The following is a 25240-nucleotide window of genomic DNA, read 5'->3' as shown; positions in this document are numbered from 1 at the left end:
CTTGAATCCGGGTTCAGGCGAAGGTGGGGGTGCGGTCCCGCCAAAGCGGCGACGCGGCGCGCAGCCGGCCGATGATATCGGGCAGCGTGTCCAGGACGGCATCCACGTCCGGGCCGGCGCTGTCGCGGGAGAACGAGAAGCGGATGGCGCCGCGGATGGCGCCGGCCGGCACGCGCATGGCGCGCAGCACGTGCGACGGCTCCATCCCGCCGGACGCGCAGGCTGAGCCGGACGATACGGCGATGCCCGCCCGGTCCAGCATCAGCAGCACGGCGTCGGCGTCGACATAGTCGAAGGCGATGCAGGCCGTGTTGGGCAGGCGGTCGGCCAGGTTGCCAAGGACGCGGGCGTGGCCGATACGGGCCAGCACCCCCTGTTCCAGCCGGTCGCGCAAGCCGCCGATCCAACCCTGTTCCGTTTCCAAATAACGCGCGGCCAATTCCGCCGCCCTGCCCAGGCCAACGATGCCGGGCACGTTTTCGGTGCCGGCGCGACGGCCCCGTTCCTGCCGGCCGCCGCGCAGCAGGGGCCGGAAGGCCACCCCCTTGCGCAAATACAGGCCACCGATGCCCTTGGGCCCGTGCAGCTTGTGGCCCGACAGCGACAACATGTCGATGGCCGTGTCCTGAAGGCGGAGAGGCAGGCGGCCCACACCCTGCACGGCATCGGTGTGGAACAAGGCGCCGGCGGCGCGCGCCTGCCGCGCCAGCGCCTCCACCGGGAACAGGCTCCCCGTCTCGTTATTGGCCCACATGACGGAGACCAGGGCCGTGCGCGGCCCCAGCGCCCGCTCGAAATCGTCCATGTCCAGGCGGCCGTCGCCGTCCACCCCGACCACGTGCACCTTGATGCCGCGCGTCTTTTCCAGATGCGCCACCAGGGCCAGCACGGCCGGGTGTTCCACCGCCGTCGTCACAATCTCATCCCGGCCAGGCTGGCTTTCCAGGGCCGACAGGATGGCGGTGCTGTTGGCCTCCGTCCCGCCGGAGGTGAAGACGATCTCATGATCATGGCCCGCCCCCAGCAGGGCCTGCACCTGCCGCCGCGCCAACCGCACCCCATCCGCCGCCGTCGCCCCAAAGGCATGGCCGGACGAGGCGTTGCCATACCGCTCCGTGAAATAGGGCAGCATGGCCGCCACCACTTCGGGATCGGTGCGGGTGGTCGCGTTGTTGTCGAGGTAGACGGGCCGCATGACACCTCCTCCCCTCAGTGCGGTTCCACACCCCGGCCCAAGACGGGGACCAGGCGCACGAAGGCGCCCAATCGCTCCACCACCCGGGCCTGGATGCCATCCAGCGTGGTGGCGCTGAGCCGGCACAGGACGCAGGCGCCGGTCAGCCGGACGCGCACGATGTCGCCGTCCACCTCCAGCAGTTCGCAGTCGCCGCCGTCGCGCTGAAGACCGGGGCGGATTTCGGCGATGGCGTCGCGGATGATCCGCACGCGGCGGTCCTCGGCACCGTCCATGACCGCCCGGTCGGCGGCCAGATCATCGGTCGTGGGGGTCAGCATGGGCGGCCCCTCAACCGAAGGACTTGCCGCAGCCGCAGGCGGACTTGGCGTTGGGGTTGTCGAAGGTGAAACCGGACCCTTCCAGCGCCACGACGAAATCGATGGTGGTGCCGTTCAGCAGCTCATGGCTTTTGGTGTCGACGAAGACCTTGACGCCATCCTGGTCGATGACGGTGTCGTCCGCCTCGGCCTCGCCCGCCAGGCCCATCATGTATTTGTAGCCGGCGCACCCGCCGGCATCGACGCTGATGCGCAGGCCCCCCGCGGGGTTTGCGGCGCCGGCGATGGCGCTGCGGACGGCGTTCAAAGCGCTGGAGGTCAAGGTGATCATGAGGGACACCTGCGATGGTTGCGGGTTGGTGACCCTCAGCCTCAGCAAGGTGCATGCCAGAAGGCAGATCGTTGGAATATATGAATTTTCCCGGCAAAACGCTGTTGCCTTTACCCCGACGATGTCGGGTTTGCGACAGGGGCGTTTCCTGCAAGCGGACGGGGGACGGCGCAGGAAACCCCGCGAAACCAAGGGGTACGGCCGGCGCGCGTCGGCCGGCAAAGCGCTTGCAAAGGGGAACACCGGGGCCCGATCCCGCGGGCCATTCCAAGAAGCAGGAGCCCCCGTTGACCACCATCGAGAACACCGCCCTGGCCCGTCTGGCCAAGGAAGACCGGCTGATGAACGCCGTGCTGAAGGCACCGACCACGAAGCCCGGCCGCTTCGGCTTTCGTGGCGACATCGCGCTGAAGTTCCAGCCGCACATCGCCGATGAAAAGCGCCCGCCCGAGTACAAGCTGGAACAGGTGCTGACCTTCGCGCAGGAGGGGGAGGCGACCATCCCCGTCCTGGCGGGCTACATCCATTCCTTCGCCTACCTGAAGGACGTGGCGGAGGTGCTGGCCGGCCTGCTGCGGCCCAATGGCAAGTACTTCATCTTCTGCAACAACATCGATCTGCTGGCCGGCTACCAGGTCACGCTGGACGGCATCCCCTACACGGTCCTGCCTTGCGATAAATCCACCGTATGGAAGGAGATGATGGATCTGATGGGCGTCGACAAGAACGACATCAAGAAGCTGGACACCGCCGGCAAGCTGGATGTGTTGCTGGAAATCAGCCTGCGCTTCGACCGGCGCTATCCGGCGCTGAGCTTTGAGGACGGTGTGGCGCAGATGCTGCCGGTGAGGAACCGCAACGAGAACCGGCCGGTTTGAGGCCAGGGCCGCCTTACGCCCCCGCCTCCTCCACCAGGGTGACGCCGGTGACGCAGATATCCCCGTCGACGACGGACAGCGCCACCGGCACCAGGCCCCGCCCTTTGCACGGGCCGTCCACGCACACGCCGGTGGCCAGGTCGAACAGGGCGCCGTGCTTGCCGCACATCAGCCGCGTGCCGTCACCGTCCAGGAACTGGTTACGCTCCCAATCCAGATGCACGTCGTTGTGCGGGCAGCGGTTGACGTACCCCACCACCTGGCGCCCCCACCGCACCACGACGATGGCCCAGGGGCGGTGCGTGCCGTCGCCGTCGACGCGCAGCAGCTGGAACCCCCAGGCCTTGCGGCTGGGGATCTCGTCCAGCCGGCAAAGGACGTAAGCCAAATCCGGATCGGCGGACGGCAGCGCGGCGGTCATGGGCGGGCACCTCCGATGGCAGCGGTCAAAAGGCGGGCACGGGGCGGCCGGAGCGGACGTGGGCCAACATGGCCTCGCCATCCTCCGCCCCGAAGCAGGTGTCGAAGTCGTCGCAATCGGTGCAGACCGGGGCGGTGCACAGGGTGAAGCCCTCCGCCCGGCAGATCATCCGGTACAGGAACTTCTTCCATTTCATGTCCTGGCGGTTGCGATCCGCCAAGCCACCGAAGTGGCGGCGCATCAGCGCCGACAGCTCCCCGCGGTCGCGCAATCCCAGATCCTGCCAGAGGTGGTTGGGGCGGCTGCACCGCCGGGCCACCATGGCCGCCAGGTCGCGCTGCAGGTCATTGCCGTCGCCCGCGTACATCCACAGCAGATCCCGCACCGCCATCTCATCATCACCCAGGTTGGCGGGACCGCCGGCCAACGCGGCGATGGCCGGCCACGCGCCCGGGAACAGGCGGCGGACCAGGCTTTCCAGGGCGGCCCCGTCCAACCCGGCGCGCGCCGGCAACGACCCCGCGCCCATCACCGCCTCGGTCCAGGCCAGCGACAGGATGCTGGCGGTGACGTGCAGGTCGAACGGGTCACCCGCCGCCACCGCCCGCCCCATCAACAGGCCATAGGCATCGGCGGGGCGCATCGGCGACCTCACGCGGCGTCCGCCGCCAGGGGCGCGTGGGTCTGGCAGTTGGCGGGACAGACGCGGGCGCAGGCCCGGCAGCCGACGCAGGCGCCGGCGTCATCCATGACCATCACCTTCTTCTCGATCTCGTCATCGTCGTCGTCGCCGCCGAGGTCGACCATCTCGCCGTCCTCGGTGATGCCCTTCAGCACCATCACCCCCCGGCCACAGACCTTGAAGCACCGGCCGCAGCCGATGCAGCGCTTGGCGTCGATGGCGATCAGGAAGTCCGGCTGCCAGGCGCGGCCGTCGCGGGTCAGGGATGACATGGGCTTTCCCTCCTCCTCACGGTGCCACGGACAGCTGGCCGGCGCCGGCCCAGGCGGCTTCCGCCGTCTTCAGGTCGGCGCGTTTGCGTTCCAGCACGGCGAAGGCCTCATGGGCGCGCTGGGCCACGTCCAGGATGGATGGCCAGTTGACGGGCAGTTCCTCCGACAGGTCGTGCAGGTCCATCTTGGCCTGCATGGCCTTGGCCGACAGCTTCTTGATCTCGGCCTTCAACGCCTCGACGTCACTCATGCCATCCTCCCCCTTGTTCAATACCGGGCGACTTCGGGGAAGCGCCCGATCATGTCCACGCCCGCCTGGACGTATTTCGCCCCCTCCTCCGCCAGCTTGGCCAGGGTGTCGAAACCGAAGCGATGGACGTCGCGCAGTTGCTTGTTCACCGCCACCAGCCGGCCGCCGATCAGCACCATGCGGCCGAAGCCCTCGTGGCTCATCTTCAGCATGGGCGACACCATCACGCCCGTCGCCTGCTCGATGCCGAGCGCCACGGCGTTGAAGAACAGCTCCAGCCGCCAGAGGGTCTCGGGGTCGGGATCGCCCAGGATGGGCAGTTGCCGGCGCTTTTCCCGATCGATCACATAGGGGGCCAGCAGATCCAGGTCGGGCTTCCCCTCCCACATGCCATGGGCATCCTGGGCGCGCCAGACCATGACCAGGGTGCGGATGAACGGGCTTTGCGCCGCCGCCACATCGGGCGGCAATTCCAGAACGTCGGACATGGTCTTCCCTCAATCCTCCAAATCCAGGGGGCGGGCGCCCCCTTGGCCATGGCTTTGCGCAGCCAGGGCGGCGGCGTGCCGTTCAGGACGGCGCGCAGCCGTTCCAGCAGATCCTCGATGGGTTCGGGCTGGGTGACCTTCATGGGGTGGATGTTGCTGGCGACGACGCGGGCCGCCCCCGACCCGCCGATGGCGGCGACGTAGAGGATGGCGCAGTCCTTGATCGCCTCGATCTTGGGCGCCAGCTTGTCCTCGTTGCCGTCCTCCTGCAAATCACCGGCGAACTCCACCGCCTGCAGCAGGCGATAGCCGTCGGGATCCAGTTCGTAGATGGCGATGTTGCGGGCCCAGCCGAAATGGGCGTCGACCCGCTTCATGTCCTGGGTGGCGAAGGCGACCTTCATGCGGCTTCCCCTTTCTCATCCTCCACCACCCGCCAACTGTCGGGTGTGGGTTCGTGGTGGCGCTCATGGTCGGCGATCAGCAGGTTGCTGATGGCGAAGATCAGGTCGCGGGTGCCGCGATACCCCACCGACACCAGGTGTCCCGCCCCCAGGCGGTCGAACATCGGCAGACCCATGCGGAAGAAGGGGATGCCCAGCCGTTCCGCCGCCTGGCGGCCATGGGAATGGGTGACCAGCAGATCGCAACCGCGCTCCGCCGCCCGCCGCTCCAGATCCTCCAGGTCGCCGATCAGCACCTCATCCGCCGGCACGCCGGCCAGCACGGCCGAATGGGTGGTGGTGACGGCCGCCGTGATGTGCGCGCCCATCCCGTGCAGCATGCCGCCCACGTCGGCCAGAAGGTCCGGCTCCGCCCCGATGGCCAGCTTGCGGCCACCAATGTGGAAATGTCCGTCCAGCATGGCGTCCACCAGCTGTCCGCGCTGCCGCCGGTACTTGGGCGGCACCGGACGGCCGCTGATCTCCGACAGCGCCATGATGAACTCGTCCGCCGGACCCAGGCCACACAGACGCTGGAACAGGCGGAAGGGGACGCCGGCCCTGTCATGCAGGGCCTGGGCCGCCGGCCGCATCTGCTCGCCGATGGCGATGGCCCAAGCGGCGTCGCCCAGGCCCCTCACCTCGTCCACGCCGATGCCGCCGATGGTGGTGGGCGTGAAGTCGTCCGGGATGTGGCCATCCAGCGATCCCGCCAGGTCGGGCAGGAAACGGGGCTCAAGGCCGAAATCCTCGAAGATGGCGCGCAGTTCGTCCAGGTCGCCCGGCGTCATGTGGCAACCGGGCAGGACGGCCACCTTGGCCGGGTCGCGCACGGTATTGGCCGGCGGCGGCGCCACCAGTTCCTGCACCATGCGGGTGACGGCCTTGGACCAGCCGTCCTGGAAGGCGTCCTTGAAATCGGGGGTGGAGACATAGACCAGCGGCAGGTCCGCCACCTCGGCATGGGTCGCCCGCACCTGGCGGATGTAACCCTCCACATCGTCGCCCTTGATCTCGGTGACGCCGGTGGAACAGATGCCGATGATCTCCGGCTTGGTGCGCTTGTGGATGTTCAGGATGGCCTGTTCAACGTTGTCGTAACCGCCCAGCACGGTGGCGACCTCGCTCATCGCCGTCGTCTGCAAGGGGATGGCCTCCTTGAAGTGGCGGACGAACAGCACCAGCCCGAAGGAGGTGCAGCCCTGCGACCCGTGCAGCAGGGGCATGGCGCCGCGCAGGCCCATGAAGGCCAGGGCGGCGCCGATGGGCTGGCTCATCTTCAGCGGGTTGACGGTGCAGGCCTTCTTGATGTGGGTGACGGTCGCCATGGCCCCTACTCCGCCGCCAGGGCCGGCAAGGACGCCAGCACGTCCGCCACCCGGCCGGCGCAGCCGCCGCAGCCGGTGCCGGCCGCCGTGTGCCGGCGCACATCCTCCACGCTGGACAGGCCGTGGGCGCGGATCGCGTCCTCCATCGTGCCCCGGTCCACGCCCTTGCAGGTGCAGACCGCCCCCGAGCGTCGCGCCTGTTCCGCCGCCCCCGGATCAGCCGCCAGCGCTTCCGCCTCCGCCATCAGCTGGGCGTCGGCGCGGGCCTGCCAGGTGTCGGCCGGGTCGTCCCAGGGGGCCGGTCGCCGCACCTGTTCCCACACCGGGTTGAACAGCGTCTTGGCGATCTCCTCCACCAGCTTCACCATGCCGACATAGCCCATGTAGGCGTGGTGGCGTTCCTGGTTGATGTCCAGCCAAGGCATGGCGGCCTTCAGGGCGATGAACTGCGACCGGCCGCCCGACAGCATGATGTCCGCCTTGGCGTCCTTCAGCAGGCGATACATCTCCCGCGGGGTCATGTCCTCGATCATGTGGGCGTCCTGGCCCATCAGTTCCTTGATGCGTTCCTTGTCTTCCTTGGTGGATTTCTTGACGCTGGTGCCCACCAGCTCCAGCCCGGCCTCCTGCAGGGCGGCCACCACCGACCAGGACTTCACCCCGCCGGTGATCAGCAACACCTTCTTGCCCTGGAAGCGGGGCTTGTAGGGCGCGATGGCGGCCCAGGCGCGCGTCTCCTCCCGCGCCACCACGGCCTCAACCCGGTCCAGCAGCTCGGCCGGGGCGCCCCGATCCACCAGCAGGCGGGCGATCTGGCGCAGGCTGTCGCTGGTGTCCTCGATGCCGTAGAACGATCCCTCGAAGAAGGGGATGCCGTAGCGTTCCTCCATCTTGCGGGCCACGTTGATCATGGCCTTGGAACAGACCATCATCGCCGCCCGCGCCCGGTGGGAATAGGCCACCTCGCGATAGCGCCCATCACCGGAAATGCACGACAGGATACGGATGCCCAATTCGTCCAGCAGGGGCTTCACCTGCCACAGCTCGCCCGACAGGTTGTATTCGCCGATGATGTTGATGTCGTAGGGCGTCGTCTCGTCCGGCTCCTCCGTGCCGATGACATGGTCCAGCAGGGCCTCGCCCGCGAGCTTGTTGCCCAGGTTCTTCGGGCCGACGAAGCCCGGCGAGTTGATGGGGATGACCGGCTTGCCGAACTTCTCCCGCGCCGCCTTGCAAACGGCGTTGATGTCGTCACCGCTCATGGCCGGGATACAGGTCTGGTAGACGAAGACGGCCGGCGGATCGTATTTCTCGACGACCTCGCGGATGGCCTTGTACAAGCGCTTTTCCCCGCCGAAGACGATGTCCGTCTCGTTCATGTCGGTGGTGAAGCCTGTCCGCCACAGGGTGGGGCCGGACGACTTGGCGCCGCGGTTGTCCCAGGAGTTGCCCTCGCAGGCGATGGGCCCATGGACCAGATGGGCCACGTCCGTCAGGGGCTGCAGCGCGATCTTGGCGCCGTCGAAGGCGCAGCCGCCCGCCGCCCCGCCCGGCTGCAGCTGCTTGGTGCAGCCTTTCTTGCGCTCCGCCGCCGACTTGCCGGCGTTCTTGGCGCAACCGGGCTCGTTGAAGACGTCCTGGATGGTGGCGGACAGCGAACTCATTTCCGTGTTCCTCACCTGAACGGGTCAAGAAGCGCCGCGCCGCCAGCCCCGATGGGGAAACCCCAGGGGGGACAAAGCGGCGCGGCCAGGACGCGAGCGCCTTTGGGGAAGACGCCACGGAGAGGCCGAGACCGCCGTCAGCGGATGATGTCGAAGCTGTAGTCGCTCTTCGACGGCACGTTGGTGCTGCGGTCGATCTCGTCGAAAAGCTTGTCCAGGATCGTCACCAGCACGTTCAGCCCGCCCTGATACCCCCACAGCGGATAGCGGTGGTGATGGTGCCGGTCGAAGATGGGGAAGCCGATGCGGATCAACGGCGTGCCGGTGTCGCGCTCCAGGTACTTGCCGTAGGTGTTGCCGATCAGGAAATCCACCGGCTCGGTGAACAGCAGGGACCGCAGGTGCCACAGGTCGCGGCCGGGGTAGACGTGGCAATTCTTCCCGAAGGGGGAGCTGTCGAACAGCGCCTGCACCTTCTCCGCCCACGCCTTGCCGCCATTGGTGGCCAGCACATGCGTCGGTTCCGCCCCAAGCTCCAGCAGGAAGGCGGCCAGGCCCAGGCACAGATCCGGGTCGCCGTAGATGGCGAACTTCTTGCCATGGATGTGGGCGCTGCTGTCGGCGATGGCGTCGACCAGCCGCCCACGCTCACGCTCCAGCGCCTCGGGGATTTCCACGCCGGCGAGGTTCGCCAGCGCCATCAGGAAGCGGTCCGTGCCAGCCACGCCCACCGGGTGGTTGAAGGCCACCACCTCCTGCCCATGCGCCTTGATGAAGGGCAGCGTCTTCTCCGTGCAGTATTCCTGCATGGAAATGGTGGCCTTGGCGTGGAGGGCGTTGGCCGCCGCCTCCAGGGTGGTGCCGCCGTCGTACATGCGGAACTCCCCGTCCGTGGGGGTGTCCCAGACGTCGCTGCTGTCGCCCAGGATGGTGTAGTCGATGCCCATCAGGCCGAAGATGCGCTTGATCTCGCGCAGGTTGCCGACGGTGTAGCCGTCGAAGCCGCCGATGAAGTTGATCTTGCCGTTGGGCTGGCGTTCCAGCTTGGGCGCGGTGCCGGCCTTGCCATCCCAGAAATGCTCCAGGATGCCCTTCATCACGTTGTCGTAGCCGGTGACGTGGCTGCCGACGAAGGCGGGCGTGTGGGCGAAGGGCACGTCGTATTCGGCGGGGACGGAGCCCTTTTCCTTGGCCGTCTTGATGAAGGCGTTCAAATCGTCGCCGATCACCTCGGCCATGCAGGTGGTGGAAACGGCGATCATCTTGGGCTTGTACATGGAATAGGCGTTGGCCAGGCCGTCGATCATGTTGTTCAGCCCGCCGAACACGGCCGCGTCCTCGGTCATCGATGACGACACGCAGGACGACGGTTCCTTGAAATGGCGGGAGAAATGGCTGCGGTAATAGGCGACGCAACCCTGCGACCCGTGCACGAAGGGCAGCGTGCTCTCAAAACCCACGGCGGCGAAGACGGCGCCCAATGGCTGGCAGGCCTTGGCCGGGTTGATGGTCAGCGCCTCGCGGGCGAAGTTCTTTTCCTGGTACTCGGGCGTCTTGGCCCATTCCCGGATGCGCTCGACCTCCGCCGGGTCGCGCCGGTTCTCGAACTGCTGGCGCTTGTTGGCCAGCATCTCCTGGTATTCGGGGCCACGGAACAGCTCGAAATGATCGAGCACGTGTTCTGCACTCTGCGTCATGATGGAAACCTTTCCGAAGAACATCGCCCGGTACGGCGTCGCCCGGGCGGGCCGCCTTATTCGGCGGCCAGCAGGCGGGGTTGGGCGCTGCCCTTCCAGGGCGCCTTGGCCATCTTCCAGACGGGGGCGTTGATGGCCATGTCCATGTCGCGGGCGAAGATGGCGAAGCCGTCATAGCCGTGATAGGGGCCGGAATAGTCCCAGGAATGCATCTGGCGGAAAGGCACGCCCATCTTTTGGAAGACGTATTTCTCCTTGATGCCGGACCCCACCAGGTCTGGTTGGATGCGTTCCACGAACTTTTCGAACTCGTACCCCGTCACGTCGTCGTAGATCAGCGTGCCGTCCTTGACGTAGTGCTGGGCCGTGCGCTGGTAGTCGTCGTTGTGGCCGAATTCATAGCCCGTGCCCACGACCTCCATGCCCAAATCCTCATAGGCGCCGATGACATGGCGGGGGCGCAGGCCGCCCACGAACAGCATCACCGTCTTGCCTTCCAGGCGGGGGCGATACTTGGCGATGACGTCGTCCACCAGCGCCTGGTACTTGGCGATGACGCGCTCCGCCCCTTCCTTGATCTTGTCATCGAAGTAGCTGGCGATCTTGCGCAGGGATTCGGCGATCTTGCTGGGGCCGAAGAAATTGTATTCACACCAGGGAATCCCGTACTTCTCTTCCATATGCCGCGAGATGTAGTTCATCGAGCGGTAGCAGTGCAGGACGTTCAGCTTGGCCTTGGGTGTGTTCTCCAGCTCCGCCAGGGTACCGTCGCCCGACCACTGGGCGATGACGCGCAGGCCCATCTCCTCCAGCAGGATGCGGGACGACCAGGCGTCACCGCCGATGTTGTAGTCGCCGATGATCGCCACGTCATAGGGGCTGGACTCGAAGGCGGCGGGCTTGCCTTCCGACTTGTCGAACACCCAGTCGCGGATGGCGTCGTTGGCGACGTGGTGGCCCAGCGACTGGGACACGCCGCGGAAACCCTCGCAGCGCACCGGCACGATGGTCTTGCCGCCGTATTCCTTGGATTTGGCCTTGGACACGGCCTCGATGTCGTCCCCGATCAGGCCGATGGGGCATTCCGACTGGACGCTGATGCCGTTGTTCAGGGGGAACAGCTCCTGGATCTCATCCATGATCTTGGCCAGCTTCTTGTCGCCGCCGAAGACGATGTCCTTCTCCTGGAAGTCGGACGTGAACTGCATGGTCACGAAGGTGTCGATGCCCGTGGTGCCGATGTAGTAGTTGCGTCGCGCGGCCCAGGAATATTGGCCGCAGCCGACGGGCCCGTGGCTGATGTGGATCATGTCCTTGATGGGGCCCCACACCACGCCCTTGGACCCGGCGTAGGCGCAGCCGCGGATGGTCATGACGCCCGGAATGGACTTCAGGTTGGATTTCACGCCGCAGTCTGACTTGCCGGCCTCATGCACGTTCAGATGCTTGGCGCGCCGCTTGGCGGTCTTCTCCGGGTAAACCTGCAAGACCTCGGCGATCAATTCCCGGTTGCGTTCCTTGATCTCCGCAACGCTCTGCGTCTCCGACATACTCATTTCGTTGTCCTCGTGTTTACCCGGGGGGGCCGCAGCCGCCCGGCCCGCCATGCGGGACGGGACGGGCGGCGCCGGCGGCCATGATCGATCAGGCGATTTCCAGCTGGGCGGCGGTCCGGCCGACCATGCTTTCGTCCACGGCCTTCATGATCCCGTGCTCCATCAGCATGTCCTCCAGCTCGTCCATGGTGATGGGGGTGGGGATGATGCCCTTGCCGGCGTTGTTGTGGATGCGGGTGGCCAGGTTACGGTAGTGGTTGGCCTGGACGCTGTCCGGCGCGTATTCCAGCACCGTCATGCGGCGCAGTTCCGCGTGCTGCACGATGTTGTCGCGCGGCACGAAGTAGATCAGCTGGGTGCCCAGCTTCTTGGCCAGGTTCTCCGCCAGCTCCAGTTCCTTGTCGGTCTGGCGCTCGTTGCAGATCAGGCCGCCCAGGCGGACGCCGCCGGACACGGCGTACTTCAGGATGCCCTTGGAGATGTTGTTGGCCGCGTACATGGCCATCATCTCACCGGACATGACGATGTAGATTTCCTGCGCCTTGTTCTCGCGGATGGGCATCGCGAAGCCGCCGCACACCACGTCGCCCAGCACATCGTAGGAAACGTAGTCGATGTCCTCGTAGGCGCCGTTCTCCTCCAGGAAGTTGATGGAGGTGATGACGCCGCGGCCGGCGCAGCCCACGCCCGGTTCCGGCCCGCCGGACTCCACGCAGCGGATGTCCTGGTAGCCGACCTTCATGACATCCTCGATCTCCAGATCCTCCACGCTGCCGGCGGCGGCGGCCAGGCTGAGGATGGTGTCCTGGGCCTTGGCGTGCAGGATCAGGCGGGTGGAATCCGCCTTGGGGTCACAGCCGACGATCAGGATGCGGTGGCCCATTTCCGCCAGGGCCGCCAGGGTGTTCTGGGAGGTGGTGGACTTGCCGATACCACCCTTGCCGTAAAACGCGATTTGCCGAAGAGCCGACATTCAAGATCTCCTTGAACCGATTGTTGAGCCGATTGCCAATGCCCCGGTTGAGGCCGGGGCGATCCTCGTTCGCAGAAGCTGGCTCGCGGATTTCGGGAAGGAGCACATCGCTCGACAGCGCGTAGGCGTGTACTCAGCCCTCACTAGCCGACCGGCATTTCAGCAACCGGTGTGCCAAGTGGCGAGTTTTCACCAACCCATTGATATCGCGTCGATTTATATCACCCCCTCACATCCGACAAAGATGTGCCGAACCCGACAGCGGGTGTGCGGCTGTCGCAAACGGAACAAGCCGCCTTCGCCCCGCCCCGTGTGGGAGAGGCCCGGCCCGCCTGGACTTTCGGCGCGTGTGCGCCAACGGAACGGAAATTGCTCTGGGCACCCTGATGCCCGGGATGGGCAGCCCATCAAACGAAAGGGCGCGCCATGCAGATCGGCGTCGAGACCGCCAAGGCCGTGGACCAGAGGCGGGTCTTCATCGTGGATCACGATGAGATCATCCGTGCCGCCTTGCAGTTCATGCTGCATGACGAGATCGAGGCGCATGAGTTGGCCACCCCGGAAGAAGCCTATGCCAAGGGCGCGGACTGGCTGAAACCCGACGTGGTGCTGCTGGGCGCGGCTTTCCTGGCGGAACGCGGGACGGCCCTGGTGGGCGACCTCCTGCGCGCCTTCCCCGGCGTGCGGGTGCTGATCGTCTGCGCCCGGGCGGAAGAGGCGCTGGCGCTGCAGGCCCTGGCCGCCGGCGCCCATGGCGCGCTGGTCAAGCCGCTGACCCTGGCGGAGGTGCGCCGCAAGGTTGACACCGTGCTGGGCCGCGCCGGCGGCGCCGCGCTGGTGCAACTCGCATGAGTACCATCGTCTTCTATGAAAAGCCCGGCTGCCGCACCAACGCCCGCCAGCGGCGGGCGCTGGAAGCGGCGGGACACACGGTGCTGGTCCGCGACCTGTTGGCCGAACCCTGGACGGCGGCCGGCTGCGCGGTTTCTTCGGCCAAGCGCCCGTCGCCTCCTGGTTCAACCCGGCGGCCCCGGCCGTCAAGACGGGAAGCGTCGACCCGGCCGGCATGGACGCCGCCTCGGCCCTGGCCCGCATGCTGGCCGATCCGCTGCTGATCCGCCGACCGCTGGCGGAGGTGGAGGGCCAGCGCTACGCCGGATTCGAGGGCTTGCGCGATCGGTTGGGCCTGCCGGCCGACCTGGACGCCATCCCCACCGGCTGTTCCCACCCGCACAGCCCCTGCCCCACCCCCGGAATCCCCGCTCCCGAAACCGACGGAACGCCGTGATGACCGATCGTGCGCCTTACGCCATCATCCTGGGCACCAATGAGATCGCCTCGGCGGTGGCGATCCGGCTCCATCAGCAGGGGTACGGCGTCATCATGTCCCATGATCCGTCACCGCCCGTCATTCGGCGCAAGATGTCGTTCCACGACGCGCTGTTCGACGATCCCGTGACCCTCGCGGGCATCGCCGCCGAGCGGGTGGAGAGCGGCATGGCCGCGGCGGCGGCGCTGGCCCGCCGCCAGGGCGTGGCCATCACCGAACTGGGCCTGTTGGATCTGATCGTCATCCGCACGCTGGACCTGCTGGTCGACGCCCGGCTGCAGAAATACAGCACCACGCCCGACCTCCGCCGCCTGGCCCGCGTCACCGTCGGCTTGGGCCCCGGTTTCACAGCCGGGGCGAATTGCGACTTCGCCATCGAGACCAAACCCGACCGGCAGGGCGCCCTGGTGCGTGAGGGCACGACGGCGCCGGCGGACGGCATCGTCCGCCCCCTGGGCAACCGGGGGGCGGAGCGTTTCGTCTATTCGGACGTCTCCGGCCGCTGGCACACGGCGATGGAAATCGGGTCCCGCGTCTTCAAGGATTACGTCGTCGGCTACCTGGGGGGAAGCGCCGTCCAAGCACCCTTCGACGGCATCCTGCGCGGCGTGGTGCGGGATGGAACGGAGGTGCCCGCCGGCGTCAAGCTGCTGGAGGTCGATCCCCGTGGCCGGGGCGCCGTTTGGGCCGGCATCGACGACCGCGCCCAAGCCATCGCCCAGGCCGTGGGCATGGCCCTGGCGGCGCACAGGCCCAAGCAGCCATTCCGCCCGGTACCTGTCCCCTGAGATGCCCTCTTGGCAGGGAGAGCGCATGCGCAGCCTGCCGGACAAGGTGCTGACGGTTCGCTGGGCGGAAAACCCTTATTTCCAGCCCTTCTGTGCCGAGAAGGTCTTCGGCCACGACCTGCCCTTCGATCGGCGATGGATGTCCCGCCGGCGCACGCGTCTAGGGGAGGAACGCCTGGCGGGCCTGCTGCAAGGCCAGGGACCAGGCCAGTCCGCCCACCCACCGCCAGGACTGGCCGTCCGCGTCACCAGGCCCTTTCCGACCGATGCGGTGGCCAAAACTTTCCGTTGCCATTGCTGAACGACCGATCAATCCTGATGCCATCAACGCCGCCCCTGGGACGGGCCGGAATGGAGTGGTCGCCGGAAACGGGCGGCTCCATCCAAGGGCGCCAACAGGCGACGGCCAAGAACATCACGAACAGGAACGGGCATGCGGGACGAGCGTACCAAGATCGGCCCGCTGGCGGCGGGCTTCATCGTTGCCGGCAACATGATCGGGTCGGGGATCTTCCTGCTGCCGGCCAGCCTGGGGGAGATCGGGTCCATCGCCATCGTCGGCTGGATGGTGGTCCTGGTGGGCGCCCTGCTGGTCGGCCTGGTCTGCTCCCGCCTCAGCGCGCTGTGCCCCAGTGGGGCCGGGTTGACGGGCTACGTCCGCGTCGGGCTGGGCGCGCCGCTGGGCTTCCAGGCGGCTTTCCTCTATTGGGTGTCCACCTGGTTCGGCAACGTCGCCATCGCGCTGGCCGTCACGGGATATCTGGCGGCCCTGCTGCCGGCCTTGAAGGCGCCGCTGATCCTGACCCTGGCGACGGTGGCCGTCATCTGGGCGGTGTCGCTGGGCAACCTGGCCGGCGTGCGCTTCACCGCCCGGTTCGAGGGGGCGGCCCTGGTCCAGGGGTTGGCGCCCGTGCTGCTGGTCGCGGTGCTGGGCTGGTGGTGGTTCGATCCCAAAATCTTCGTCGCGTCCTGGAACGTCACCGGCCAATCCGCTGGCGGCGCCATCGCCACCTCGCTGGGCTCCATCATCTGGGCGTTCCTGGGGCTGGAGAGCGCCGCCGTGGTCGCCGCCGTGGTGCGGCAGCCGGAACGCAACGTCCCCATCGCCACCATGGGTGGCATCGCCGCCGCCGGCCTGGTCTACATCACCGCCTGCACCGCCCTGACCGGCGTGCTGACCGCGGAGGAGTTGCGCACGTCCACCGCGCCTTTCGCCGACGTGGCCACCCGCATCTGGGGCCCGATGGCGGGCAGCCTGCTGGCCATCTGCGCCATGGCCAAGGCCGCCGGCACGCTGGCGGGATGGATGCTGGTGGGGGCGGAGACCGCGGAAGCCGGCGCCCGCCTGGGCCTGTTCCCCCGCGCCCTGTCGGGCATCAACCGCCACGGCGCGCCCGTACGCAATTTGATGTTCATGGCGGTGCTGATGAGCGTGGTCTGCCTGGCCACCATGTCGCCCACCCTGGGACAGCAGTTCGACACCGTGGTCAACATGGCCGTGGTGCTGAACGTCATCGTCTACGCCTGCGCCTGCGCCGCCCTGCTGCGCCTGTCGCCCGGCCGGGGCCGTGACCTGTGGGTGGCGGGCGGCGGCATGCTGTTCTGTATTGGCGTGCTGGTCACCACCGGGGCGCGATCGCTGCTGGTGGCCGTGGGCCTGCTGCTGATCGGCGTGCCGCTGTACATGCTGCGCAACGCCGCCGGCGGTGGTCAGGAAGCCAGCCGCCCATAGGCGCCGTGGGCCAGGCCGTCGATCCAGCTTTCCGCCACGGCGATGGCCTCGGGGATGGTGAACGCCTGCTCCGGCGTCAGGCACCATTGCAGCCAAATGCCGTCCAGCAGCGCCGACAGGCCCACCACCGCCAGGCGGACGGTGGCGGGGGACTGGCCATTTTCCGCCGCCAGATCCGTCAGGTATCCTTCCAGCACCCGGGTATAACCGGCGTTGGTGCGGTCATGGGCGGCTTTGATCGCCGGCGAATGGCGGATCATGCTCCAGAAAACCACCCACACGCCCAGCAGTTTGGGATCGAAGACATCGGGGGAGAAATAGGCGCGGAAAAAGGCGCTGAATTTCTCCCGCGCCGTGCCGGCCGTGGGGTCGACGGCGCGCGTCACCCGGTTGAAGATGCCGGCGGCCAGCGTCTCATAGGCATGGGCGATCAGCTGGTCGATGCTGTCATAGTGGTGATTGATCAGGCCAATGGAAACCCCGGCCTCAGCCGCGATCTTGCGCACGGAAACCCCGGCGTGCCCATGATCCGCCAGGCAGCGCAGCGCCGCCTCCACCAGATGTTCCCGGCGCAGCTCCGGCTGGATGCGGCTGAACTTGCGGGCGGGTCGCGTCATTGTCGGGTTCCCTATGGGCGGCGCCCCTTTCATGACGCATCCCGCCCGACGGGGGCAAGCGTCGGACGGAACGATTGACAGCCCCCACAGATAACTTTACACACGTTCAGCAATCGAAGCAGGGAAAGACCATGGCCGAAGCCATCGTCGCGCGGATGCAGGACGGGGCGGAAGAGGCGATGAGCCTGCCGGGCTGGATTTATCGCGACCCGGACTTCCTCGAGGTGGAGCGGGAGGCGATCTTCCGCCCTTCCTGGCAGATCGTCTGCCATGTGAACGACATCCCCGATCCAGGCGACTATCACACCTTCCGTTTCCTGGGGGAGAACATCGCCGTGGTGCGGGACCGGGACGGGCAGATCCGCGCCTTCCATAATGTGTGCCGCCACCGTGCCGCCCGGCTGCTGGACGGGGACAAGGGCCGCTGTGGCAGCCGTATCGTCTGCCCCTACCACGCCTGGTCCTATGGGCTGGATGGCGCGCTGCTAGGGGTGCCCCACCGCCAGACCTTCCCGGAATTCAGCATGGCGGACTATCCCCTGCCCCCGGTGGAGCATGAGATATTCCTGGGCTTCATCTTCATTCGCCTGGCCCCCGGCCCCGGGGCTTCGGTGGCGCGCATGATGGCGCCCTACCTGCATGAGTTGGCACCCTACCGCTTCGAGGAGCTGACGCCCCTCGGCCGCGTCACCTGGCGGCCACGCTCGGTGAACTGGAAGAACGTGGGCGACAATTATTCCGATAGCCTGCACATCACCGTGGCCCATCCCGGCCTGACCCGACTGTTCGGCGCAGGCTATGGGCTGGAGGCGAAGGAGTGGGTGGACAAGATGTGGGGCGCCCTGGTCGACACACCGTCCATCTCACGATCGGAGCGGTTCTACCAGACCTATCTGCCGGACGTGGGCCACCTGCCGCCGGAGCGCAAGCGGCTGTGGACCTATTTCAAGCTGTGGCCCAACATCGCCTTCGATATCTACCCGGACCAGGTCGACTTCATGCAGTGGCTGCCCATCTCGCCCACCGAGACCCTGGTGCGGGAGATCGCCTATGTCCTGCCTGACGACCGGCGGGAGATGCGGGCCGTGCGCTACGCCAACTGGCGCATCAACCGCCAAGTCAGCCTGGAGGACAAGGCGTTGATCGAGCGGGTGCAGGACGGCATGACCGGCAGCAGCTATGCCACCGGGCCCCTGGGCCTGAACGAGGTCAGCCTGCGCGGCTTCGCCAACCGCATGCGCGCGCTGATCCCGGAAAGCCGCCTGCCCCAGGCCCCGTCCCCCGGCTGGTCCCGCCATCGGGAAGCGGCACAACCGGCAGTGCGGTCATAGGACGCGACCGCGTCCGCCGGAGCTTTCCGGAGAGCCGAAGGCGGATTGAGGGCGAAATGAAAGGAAGCGGACCCATGCGTGACGTCGTGATCGTCGGGGGCGGGCATAACGGCCTGGTTTGCGCCGCCTACCTGGCGATGGCCGGGCTGAAGGTCACGGTCCTGGAGCAGCGCCCGGTGGTGGGCGGGGCCGCCGTGACGGAGGAGTTCCACCCCGGATTCCGCAACTCGGTCGCGGCCTACACCGTCTCGCTGCTGAACCCCAAGGTCATCCGCGACCTGGACCTGCCCCGCCACGGCCTGACGGTGGTGGAGCGGGAGGTCGCCAACTTCCTGCCCCTGGACGATGGCCGCTATCTGAAGACGGGCGCCGGCATCACCAAGCAGGAGGTCGCCAAGTTCTCCATCCGCGACGCCGAGCGGTTGGACGATTACGGCGCGCGGACGGAAGCGGTGGCCGACGTGCTGCGCGACCTGGTGCTGCGGACCCCACCCAACGTGGTGTCCGGCGGGCTGTTCGCGGCCCTGCCCGAACTGATAAAGGGCGGGCGCGTGGCCCAGCGGCTGCGTGGCCTGGGCCTGGACCTGCAGCGGGAACTGCTGGACCTGTTCGCCATGTCCGCCGGCCATTACCTGGACCGCTGGTTCGAGAGCGCGCCCATCAAGGCGGCCTACGGCTTCGACAGCATCGTCGGCAACTTCGCCAGCCCCTACACCCCCGGCTCGGCCTATGTGCTGCTGCACCACGTCTTCGGCGAGGTGAACGGCAAGAAGGGCGCCTGGGGCCACGCCATCGGCGGCATGGGCGCCATCACCCAGGCCATGGCCAAGTCGGCCCAGTCCCTGGGCGTGGAGATCCACACCAGCGCCCCGGTCAAGGAGGTCATCGTGGAGAAGGGCCGGGCGGCCGGCGCCGTCACCACCGACGGCCGCGTCTTCCGCGCCGACGTGGTGGTGTCCAACCTGAACCCCAAGCTACTGTTCGGCACGCTGGTGGACCCGGCGGCGCAGCCGGCGGATTTCCACCATCGCATAAGCGGCTGGCGCTGCGGCTCCGGCACCTTCCGCATGAACGTGGCGCTGTCGGAACTGCCGGACTTCACCGCCCTGCCCGGCAAGGCCCGGGCCCCGCATCACACCGCCGGCATCATCATCGCGCCCAGCCTGGACTACATGGACCGCGCCTACATGGACGCGCGGCGCGACGGCTGGTCGGCCAACCCCATTGTGGAGGTGTTGATCCCCTCCACCCTCGATCCCACGCTGGCCCCGCCGGGCCAGCACGTGGCCAGCCTGTTCTGCCAGCACGTTTCCCCGACCCTGCCCGATGGTTCCTCATGGGACGATCACCGGGAAAAGGTGGCGGATCTGATGATCGACACGGTCACGCGCCACGCCCCCAATTTCAAAGGCGCGGTGCTGGGCCGGCAGATCAACAGCCCGCTGGATCTGGAACGCACCTTCGGCCTGGTGGGGGGCGACATCTTCCACGGCGCCCTGGACCTGAACCAGATCTTCTCCGCCCGCCCCATGCTGGGCCATGCCGACTACCGCACGCCCGTGGCGGGCCTGTACATGTGCGGCGCCGGCACCCACCCCGGCGGCGGCGTGACCGGCGCGCCCGGCCACAACGCCGCGCGGGAGATTGTCGCCGATTTGAAGCGGCGGCGGCTGACCCGCGGCGGCTGACGCCCCGGCCCCGGGCGGCCGACATGACCCTCACCAGTTCCGACCAGTTCCCCAAGAGACCGTCACGAGGCTGTCTATCGCATGAGCCCTTCGCGAGATTTTGCATTGGGCCGCGTAATCGATACAGCGATACGCGCGACCAGCGCCATCGGCGACCTGCCGCGCGTCAGTCGCGCGATATTGAAAGCCCCGCGAGAAGCGGCGCGTAGGCGCCGAGCCTGCGGGATATGAACTCCGTGAAGAGCCGCACGCGCTTCGTCTTGCGCGTTTCCCCATGAGTGAGAAGCCAGAGCGTTGGGTGTGTTTTCAGATCGATACCCGGAACCCTCGTCAGTAGGCGATCGGTGTCTCCGACAAAACATGGCAGTCTGGTCATGCCGATCCCTTGCCGCACCGCGGCGATCTGCGCGTCGGCGTCCGGGGCCCTGAATGGAACGCCTGTCACACGAACCTCGCCCTCGCCGGCCCAGTCCGGAGCGCCATGACCGCCGATGACGATGAGCCGGATGGGACCCGGTGCGCCCGCGCGCCACGCGGCCAGGCGATCGCGGGACATATAGACGCCTGAGAACAGCTCCGGACCCTTCAGGCCATGGAGATTGAGCGGCAGGGTCTTGCGATCGGAGACGATGCGGATCGCGACGTCCGCCTCTCGGTTGGTCAGATTTGCCACCTCGCCTGTCGACACGATCTCCATTTCAATGTCCGGATACGCACCCGCAAAATCGGCGAGATCCGGCATGAGCAGGTGTGTCGCAAGGAACGGAGGCAGTGTCACCCGCAGGAGCCCGCGCACGTCCTGATCAAGCCCGAAGACACGCGTTTCCAGCTGGTGCGACGTGGCTTCCATCTGGTTCGCGAGCTCCAGGACCTCCTCGCCCGCAGGCGTCAGGCGATAGCCCGCGGGGAGCTTTTCGAACATCTGCGCACCGAGACGCTCCTCGAGCTGAGCGATGCGTCGCAGCACGGTTGCGTGGTTTACCCCGAGGCGCCTGGCGGCGGTACGCACTGATCCCCCGCGCGCGGTGGCAAGAAAGTAGCGAACGTCATCCCAGTCGATCATGGTGCATTATCGCGCCGCGCGGTGCGCCTTCAAAGTCCGTTTTTAGCCTGCAAAAGCGAAAAGTGCGAGTTCAACTGGGCCGTCAGCCATCTCGCCGGTTCGTTTTCGCACCACCGCTGTGCGTGGTTTCACACTCATGGAACGACTTAGGCGCCCCCATCTGGAAGGGCTCAGGGGACCTCCCCGACCACACACATCGAAGGATAGAAGGCTATGAACAAGCTAGAGGGCAAGGTCGCCGTCATCACGGGTGGCAACAGCGGGATTGGCTTGGCAACGGCTAAACGCTTCGTGGATGAAGGTGCGCACGTCGTGATTACTGGCCGACGAGAGAAAGAGCTGAAAGAAGCCGCAGACTTGATCGGGAGAAACGTCACGGCGGTCACGGGCGACGTAACGCGCCTGGAGGATTTGGACCGGCTCTATGCCGTCGTGAAGGAGAAACACGGTCACATCGACGTGCTCTTCGCGAACGCCGGCTGGGGTGAGGTCGCACCGCTTGTAGCGGCCACCGAAGCGCATTTCGACAAGACCTTCGACTTAAACGCCAAGGGAACGTTCTTCACGGTGCAGAAGTCCCTTCCCCTCTTCAGAGATGGAGGCTCGATCATCCTGACCTCTTCAGTCGCGAACGTGAGGGGGGATGCAGCCTTTACCGCCTACGCCGCTGCCAAGGCAGCCGTGCGCTGCTTCGCCCGCGGCTGGACGATGGAGCTGAAGGATCGGAAGATTCGGGTGAATTCCATAAGTCCTGGCCCAATCGAAACTCCGGCTCTGGAGAAGGTGGGCCTCACCGCTGAACAGGTGGAACAGGCGATCGCTCATTTCGCCTCGCAAGTGCCGCTCGGTCGCAGAGGTAAACCTGAGGAAATCGCAGCCGCCGTCTTGTTCCTCGCCTCCGATGAAAGCTCTTACATCACCGGCGTGGACCTTGCCGTCGATGGAGGCATGGCCCAGGTCTGACCCGTCATCACACAAGATCGGAGAGCCTCCCATGCCCACCGAGCAAAACGTCCAGACCGTGAAGGACTTCTTCGCCGCGATCGGCCGCGGTGACAGGGAGGCTCTGCTGGCGCTGGTCGCCGAAGACATCGAGTGGATTATTCCAGGCAAGGATTGGCCGCTGGCCGGAACGCACCGCGGACACGCGGGCCTGGTGAATTTGCTGGAGACCGCATCCCGGTCGCTGGAGACGTCGACGGAACCCCGGGAGTTCGTCGCCCGGGGAGACCGGGTGCTGGTGATCGGCTTCGCCAGGGGGAAGGTGAAGACCACGAACAAGCCGTTCGAGGATGACTGGATCTTCGCCATCACGGTTCGAGACGGCAAGCTGGTCAGCATCCGGGAGTATATCGACACGCAAGCACTGGCGCGGGCTTCCGAGGCGGACACGGACCTGACGCGCTCGCCCACCGAATCTAGAGCCGCACAACGGGCCTTATAAGGCTTACGAATACGCCCATCGAGCCGCGGGTCGCCGTCTCGCACGCCGCGCGTTCATCGAATGCCCAATCGTAACGGAGATTCCGATGTACGACCAAGCCAAGCAATCCGAGTTGATCCGGTTCGCCCGCATCGATGCGGGCTCCACCGTCATCGACGTTTACCCGGGCGACGGCGACTGGACCCGCCTCTTCTCCGACGTCGTGGGACCCGAAGGTCGGGTCTACAGCTTCGTGCCGGCCGAAGTCGCCCACTTCAAGAACGATCCGGTCGGCCTTATGCGAACGCTCGCGAAGGAGCCGGGCCGGGAGAACGTCGACGCCGTCTCGGCGAACCTCGTCACGATGCCGGAGGCCACGCCGCCCGCGGATATCCTGTGGATGCACCTGTTCTATCACGATCTCCACACCGCGCTGATCCAGGACAAGGGCGCGACGGCGGACGCGTTCAATCGAGCCGTCTACGAACAGCTGAAGCCCGGTGGGCGCTACGTCATCATCGACCATGCCGCCGCCGCTGGATCGGGCACGAGCGATACCCAGTCGCTGCACCGGATCGACCCTGCGACCGTCCGCGAAGAGGTCGAGGCGGCCGGCTTCGTGCTGGATGCGGTAAGCACCTTGCTTGCGAACAAGGACGATCCGCACTCGATCAGGGTGTTCGATCCCACGGTCAAGGGCGAGACAGATCGTTTCGTCTATCGGTTTGTGAAGCCCTGACAGTAAGTCATTTCCGCCGCAATGATACCAGCGGCACGAGATTGTGAACTCGTGCCGCTGTAGGACGCGACCGCGTCCGCCGGAGCGAGCACCGCAGGAGCGGAGCGAGGATAGCCACGTCAGCGGATGCTGGCGCCCGGCGACTGAGGGGGCATTTGAGCGGTCACGATCAAATGCCGCGCGTATGAGATCAGCTCTCGCAAGCGGATGATCGACGCCGAGAAGCGGTCGCGCGCTTACTTCTTTGAGCAGCGCGCGACCAAATATTTTGAATGCCACAAAGTCGCGAAGGTCGGGGTGCGCCTGACGGCGTATGGGCGCCTTTCGAAGAGCGGGAGACGCCGGGAGAGCGGCAGATCTGCCGGTCACCTAGAATTTATCGACTGCTATCGATGGCCCAGGATCGCTCGAGTGTCCTCTACTATCCGACACTATCCCGCGATACGCCCCTCACTCCCACTCGATGGTGCCCGGCGGCTTGCTGGTGATGTCGTAGGTCACGCGGTTGATGCCGCGCACCTCGTTGATGATGCGGGTGGCCACGCGGCCCAGGAACTCGTGGCTGAAGGGGTAGTAGTCGGCGGTCATGCCGTCGACGGAGGTCACGGCGCGCAGCGCGCAGGCGTAGTCGTAGGAGCGGCCGTCGCCCATCACGCCGACGGTGCGCACCGGCAGCAGCACGGCGAAGGCCTGCCAAATCACATCGTACAGGCCGGCGCTGCGGATTTCCTCCAGGTAGACCGTGTCGGCCTTGCGCAGGATCTCCAGCTTCTCCGGCGTGATCTCGCCAGGAATGCGGATGGCCAGGCCAGGGCCCGGGAAGGGATGGCGGCCGATGAAGGCCTTGGGCAGGCCCAGCTCCACGCCCAGGCGGCGCACCTCGTCCTTGAACAGCTCGCGCAGCGGCTCCACCAGCTTCAGGTTCATGCGCTCCGGCAAACCGCCCACATTGTGGTGCGACTTGATGGTGACGCTGGGGCCGCCGGTGAAGCTGACGCTTTCGATCACGTCGGGGTACAGCGTGCCCTGGGCCAGGAAGCCGGCGCCGCCGATCTTCTTGGCCTCGGCATCGAAGATCTCGATGAAGGTGGCGCCGATGGTCTTGCGCTTCACCTCCGGGTCGCTGACGCCGGCCAGCTTGCCCAGGAACAGGTCGGCCGCGTCCACATGCACCAGCGGGATGTTGTAGTGGTCGCGGAACAGCGTCACCACCTCATCCGCCTCACCGGCGCGCATCAGGCCGGTGTCGACGAAGATGCAGGTCAGTTGGTCGCCGATGGCCTCATGGATCAGCACGGCGGCGACGGAGCTGTCGACGCCGCCGGACAGGCCGCAGATGACCTTGCCGGTGCCGACCTGGGCGCGGATCTTCTCGATGGCCTGGGCCTTGAAGGCGGCCATGGTCCAGCTGCCCGACAGGCCGGAGACGGAGAACAGGAAATTGCGGATCAGCGCGTCGCCGTGCGGGGTGTGCACCACCTCCGGATGGAACTGCACGGCATAGAAGCGGCGGCTGTCGTCGGCGATGATGGCGTAGGGCGCGCCCTCGCTGGTCGCCACGATGCGGAAGCCGTCCGGCAGCTTGGCGACGCGGTCGCCGTGGCTCATCCACACCTGCTCGCGCGCGCCCACCTGCCACACGCCCTCGAACAGGGCGCAAGGCTCCTTCACATCGACGAAGGCGCGGCCGAACTCCCGGGTCTCGCCCGGCTCGACCTTGCCGCCCAGCTGCTCGCACATCGTCTGCTGGCCATAGCAGATGCCCAGCACGGGCACGCCAGCGGTGAAGACGATGCCGGGCGCGCGCGGGCTGGCCTCTTCCGTCACCGAGGCCGGGCTGCCCGACAGGATGATGGCCTTGGGCCCATAGGCCTGGATGGCCGCCTCGCTCATGGAATAGGGGTGGATCTCGCAATACACCCCCGCCTCGCGCACCCGACGGGCGATGAGCTGGGTCACCTGCGACCCGAAATCGAGAATGAGGACCCGATCGGACGTCGTCTCTGTGGCCATGGGCTTATCCCTATCATT

Annotated in this window: 28 protein-coding genes; 11 read left to right on the top strand and 17 right to left on the bottom strand. The window is 66.8% G+C overall.

Annotated features, from left to right (window positions below; translation table 11 throughout):
• Nucleotides 1-13 precede the first annotated feature (13 nt).
• Genes nifS through UAA55_RS21310 form a run of 3 tightly spaced genes read right to left on the bottom strand, consistent with a single transcriptional unit; the run spans nucleotide 14 to nucleotide 1846 of the window.
• On the bottom strand, nucleotides 14-1195 hold the full coding sequence (gene nifS / locus UAA55_RS21320) for a cysteine desulfurase NifS (RefSeq protein ID WP_322955198.1): 1182 nt from the start codon (nucleotides 1193-1195) through the stop codon (nucleotides 14-16).
• A 14-nt stretch (nucleotides 1196-1209) separates the two neighbouring features.
• Nucleotides 1210-1515 carry a NifU family protein gene (locus tag UAA55_RS21315; protein WP_322955197.1) on the bottom strand — a complete coding sequence of 102 codons (306 nt, stop codon included), beginning with the start codon at nucleotides 1513-1515 and terminating at the stop codon, nucleotides 1210-1212.
• A gap of 10 nt (nucleotides 1516-1525) precedes the next feature.
• On the bottom strand, nucleotides 1526-1846 hold the full coding sequence (locus UAA55_RS21310; RefSeq protein WP_322955196.1) for a HesB/IscA family protein: 321 nt from the start codon (nucleotides 1844-1846) through the stop codon (nucleotides 1526-1528).
• Nucleotides 1847-2133: 287 nt separating this feature from the next.
• On the opposite strand from UAA55_RS21310, the gene UAA55_RS21305 reads away from it, so the two are divergent.
• A complete protein-coding gene (locus UAA55_RS21305) occupies nucleotides 2134-2724 on the top strand; it encodes a hypothetical protein (protein ID WP_322955195.1) in 591 nt (196 codons plus the stop codon).
• Between the two features lie 13 nt (nucleotides 2725-2737).
• Here the strand turns inward: UAA55_RS21305 and UAA55_RS21300 are convergent, their stop codons facing one another.
• From UAA55_RS21300 to nifH, 11 genes are all read right to left on the bottom strand, one after another.
• Nucleotides 2738-3145: a Rieske (2Fe-2S) protein gene (locus UAA55_RS21300; protein ID WP_322955194.1), complete on the bottom strand. Its 408-nt coding sequence runs from the start codon at nucleotides 3143-3145 to the stop codon at nucleotides 2738-2740.
• A gap of 25 nt (nucleotides 3146-3170) precedes the next feature.
• On the bottom strand, nucleotides 3171-3788 hold the full coding sequence (locus UAA55_RS21295) for a nitrogen fixation protein NifQ (RefSeq protein ID WP_322955193.1): 618 nt from the start codon (nucleotides 3786-3788) through the stop codon (nucleotides 3171-3173).
• Nucleotides 3789-3796: 8 nt separating this feature from the next.
• Nucleotides 3797-4099: a ferredoxin III, nif-specific gene (gene fdxB / locus UAA55_RS21290; RefSeq protein WP_322955192.1), complete on the bottom strand. Its 303-nt coding sequence runs from the start codon at nucleotides 4097-4099 to the stop codon at nucleotides 3797-3799.
• A gap of 16 nt (nucleotides 4100-4115) precedes the next feature.
• Nucleotides 4116-4349 carry a CCE_0567 family metalloprotein gene (locus UAA55_RS21285; protein ID WP_322955191.1) on the bottom strand — a complete coding sequence of 78 codons (234 nt, stop codon included), beginning with the start codon at nucleotides 4347-4349 and terminating at the stop codon, nucleotides 4116-4118.
• Nucleotides 4350-4366: 17 nt separating this feature from the next.
• A complete protein-coding gene (locus UAA55_RS21280) occupies nucleotides 4367-4738 on the bottom strand; it encodes a NifX-associated nitrogen fixation protein (RefSeq protein ID WP_322955190.1) in 372 nt (123 codons plus the stop codon).
• Nucleotides 4693-5241 carry a nitrogen fixation protein NifX gene (gene nifX / locus UAA55_RS21275; RefSeq protein WP_322955189.1) on the bottom strand — a complete coding sequence of 183 codons (549 nt, stop codon included), beginning with the start codon at nucleotides 5239-5241 and terminating at the stop codon, nucleotides 4693-4695. The genes UAA55_RS21280 and nifX overlap by 46 nt, the downstream gene beginning before the upstream one ends.
• On the bottom strand, nucleotides 5238-6608 hold the full coding sequence (gene nifN / locus UAA55_RS21270; protein WP_322955186.1) for a nitrogenase iron-molybdenum cofactor biosynthesis protein NifN: 1371 nt from the start codon (nucleotides 6606-6608) through the stop codon (nucleotides 5238-5240). The genes nifX and nifN overlap by 4 nt, the downstream gene beginning before the upstream one ends.
• A gap of 5 nt (nucleotides 6609-6613) precedes the next feature.
• The gene (gene nifE, locus UAA55_RS21260) at nucleotides 6614-8272 is read right to left on the bottom strand and encodes a nitrogenase iron-molybdenum cofactor biosynthesis protein NifE (protein WP_416235217.1); all 1659 of its coding nucleotides are present in this window, start codon (nucleotides 8270-8272) and stop codon (nucleotides 6614-6616) included.
• 137 nt (nucleotides 8273-8409) lie between these two features.
• Nucleotides 8410-9969, bottom strand: coding sequence for a nitrogenase molybdenum-iron protein subunit beta (nifK, locus tag UAA55_RS21255; RefSeq protein ID WP_322955185.1), 1560 nt, complete (start codon nucleotides 9967-9969; stop codon nucleotides 8410-8412).
• 56 nt (nucleotides 9970-10025) lie between these two features.
• The gene (nifD, locus tag UAA55_RS21250) at nucleotides 10026-11525 is read right to left on the bottom strand and encodes a nitrogenase molybdenum-iron protein alpha chain (protein ID WP_322955184.1); all 1500 of its coding nucleotides are present in this window, start codon (nucleotides 11523-11525) and stop codon (nucleotides 10026-10028) included.
• Nucleotides 11526-11613: 88 nt separating this feature from the next.
• On the bottom strand, nucleotides 11614-12498 hold the full coding sequence (nifH, locus tag UAA55_RS21245) for a nitrogenase iron protein (protein WP_322955182.1): 885 nt from the start codon (nucleotides 12496-12498) through the stop codon (nucleotides 11614-11616).
• Nucleotides 12499-12924: 426 nt separating this feature from the next.
• On the opposite strand from nifH, the gene UAA55_RS21240 reads away from it, so the two are divergent.
• The 5 genes from UAA55_RS21240 to UAA55_RS21220 all read left to right on the top strand — a co-directional run bounded on the left by UAA55_RS21240 (nucleotide 12925) and on the right by UAA55_RS21220 (nucleotide 16348).
• Nucleotides 12925-13350 (top strand): response regulator, encoded by a 426-nt coding sequence (locus tag UAA55_RS21240; RefSeq protein WP_322955180.1) that lies wholly within the window; start codon nucleotides 12925-12927, stop codon nucleotides 13348-13350.
• A gap of 214 nt (nucleotides 13351-13564) precedes the next feature.
• Nucleotides 13565-13786 carry a thioredoxin domain-containing protein gene (locus UAA55_RS21235; RefSeq protein WP_322955178.1) on the top strand — a complete coding sequence of 74 codons (222 nt, stop codon included), beginning with the start codon at nucleotides 13565-13567 and terminating at the stop codon, nucleotides 13784-13786.
• Nucleotides 13786-14616 carry a hypothetical protein gene (locus tag UAA55_RS21230; RefSeq protein WP_322955177.1) on the top strand — a complete coding sequence of 277 codons (831 nt, stop codon included), beginning with the start codon at nucleotides 13786-13788 and terminating at the stop codon, nucleotides 14614-14616. The genes UAA55_RS21235 and UAA55_RS21230 overlap by 1 nt, the downstream gene beginning before the upstream one ends.
• Nucleotides 14617-14641: 25 nt before the next feature.
• Nucleotides 14642-14917 carry a hypothetical protein gene (locus tag UAA55_RS31380; RefSeq protein WP_416235216.1) on the top strand — a complete coding sequence of 92 codons (276 nt, stop codon included), beginning with the start codon at nucleotides 14642-14644 and terminating at the stop codon, nucleotides 14915-14917.
• A gap of 132 nt (nucleotides 14918-15049) precedes the next feature.
• Nucleotides 15050-16348 carry an amino acid permease gene (locus tag UAA55_RS21220; RefSeq protein ID WP_322955176.1) on the top strand — a complete coding sequence of 433 codons (1299 nt, stop codon included), beginning with the start codon at nucleotides 15050-15052 and terminating at the stop codon, nucleotides 16346-16348.
• On the opposite strand, the gene UAA55_RS21215 is transcribed toward UAA55_RS21220, so the two are convergent.
• Complete coding sequence (locus tag UAA55_RS21215; RefSeq protein WP_322955174.1) at nucleotides 16327-16965, bottom strand: TetR/AcrR family transcriptional regulator; 639 nt, start codon at nucleotides 16963-16965, stop codon at nucleotides 16327-16329. The genes UAA55_RS21220 and UAA55_RS21215 overlap by 22 nt on opposite strands.
• Nucleotides 16966-17096: 131 nt before the next feature.
• Here UAA55_RS21215 and UAA55_RS21210 point away from each other — a divergent pair, with 131 nt between their 5' ends.
• A complete protein-coding gene (locus tag UAA55_RS21210) occupies nucleotides 17097-18296 on the top strand; it encodes an aromatic ring-hydroxylating oxygenase subunit alpha (protein WP_322955173.1) in 1200 nt (399 codons plus the stop codon).
• Nucleotides 18251-19984 carry a phytoene desaturase family protein gene (locus UAA55_RS21205; protein ID WP_322957736.1) on the top strand — a complete coding sequence of 578 codons (1734 nt, stop codon included), beginning with the start codon at nucleotides 18251-18253 and terminating at the stop codon, nucleotides 19982-19984. The genes UAA55_RS21210 and UAA55_RS21205 overlap by 46 nt, the downstream gene beginning before the upstream one ends.
• A gap of 166 nt (nucleotides 19985-20150) precedes the next feature.
• Here the strand turns inward: UAA55_RS21205 and UAA55_RS21200 are convergent, their stop codons facing one another.
• Nucleotides 20151-21047: a LysR family transcriptional regulator gene (locus tag UAA55_RS21200; RefSeq protein ID WP_322955171.1), complete on the bottom strand. Its 897-nt coding sequence runs from the start codon at nucleotides 21045-21047 to the stop codon at nucleotides 20151-20153.
• A 213-nt stretch (nucleotides 21048-21260) separates the two neighbouring features.
• Between UAA55_RS21200 and UAA55_RS21195 the strand changes: the two genes are divergently transcribed.
• From UAA55_RS21195 to UAA55_RS21185, 3 genes are all read left to right on the top strand, one after another.
• Nucleotides 21261-22010, top strand: coding sequence for an SDR family NAD(P)-dependent oxidoreductase (locus tag UAA55_RS21195; RefSeq protein WP_322955169.1), 750 nt, complete (start codon nucleotides 21261-21263; stop codon nucleotides 22008-22010).
• Between the two features lie 31 nt (nucleotides 22011-22041).
• The gene (locus tag UAA55_RS21190; protein WP_322955168.1) at nucleotides 22042-22491 is read left to right on the top strand and encodes a nuclear transport factor 2 family protein; all 450 of its coding nucleotides are present in this window, start codon (nucleotides 22042-22044) and stop codon (nucleotides 22489-22491) included.
• Nucleotides 22492-22576: 85 nt separating this feature from the next.
• On the top strand, nucleotides 22577-23209 hold the full coding sequence (locus UAA55_RS21185; RefSeq protein WP_322955167.1) for a class I SAM-dependent methyltransferase: 633 nt from the start codon (nucleotides 22577-22579) through the stop codon (nucleotides 23207-23209).
• 450 nt (nucleotides 23210-23659) lie between these two features.
• Here the strand turns inward: UAA55_RS21185 and guaA are convergent, their stop codons facing one another.
• Nucleotides 23660-25222, bottom strand: a complete 1563-nt coding sequence (gene guaA, locus UAA55_RS21180; RefSeq protein WP_322955165.1) for a glutamine-hydrolyzing GMP synthase — start codon at nucleotides 25220-25222, stop codon at nucleotides 23660-23662.
• Nucleotides 25223-25240 lie beyond the last annotated feature (18 nt).

Source organism: Nitrospirillum guanabarense (genome assembly GCF_034653355.1).
In the GTDB taxonomy this organism is placed as follows: domain Bacteria; phylum Pseudomonadota; class Alphaproteobacteria; order Azospirillales; family Azospirillaceae; genus Nitrospirillum.
The sequence above is the reverse complement of the archived record's forward strand: the minus strand, read 5'-3'. Positions and strand labels throughout refer to the sequence as shown.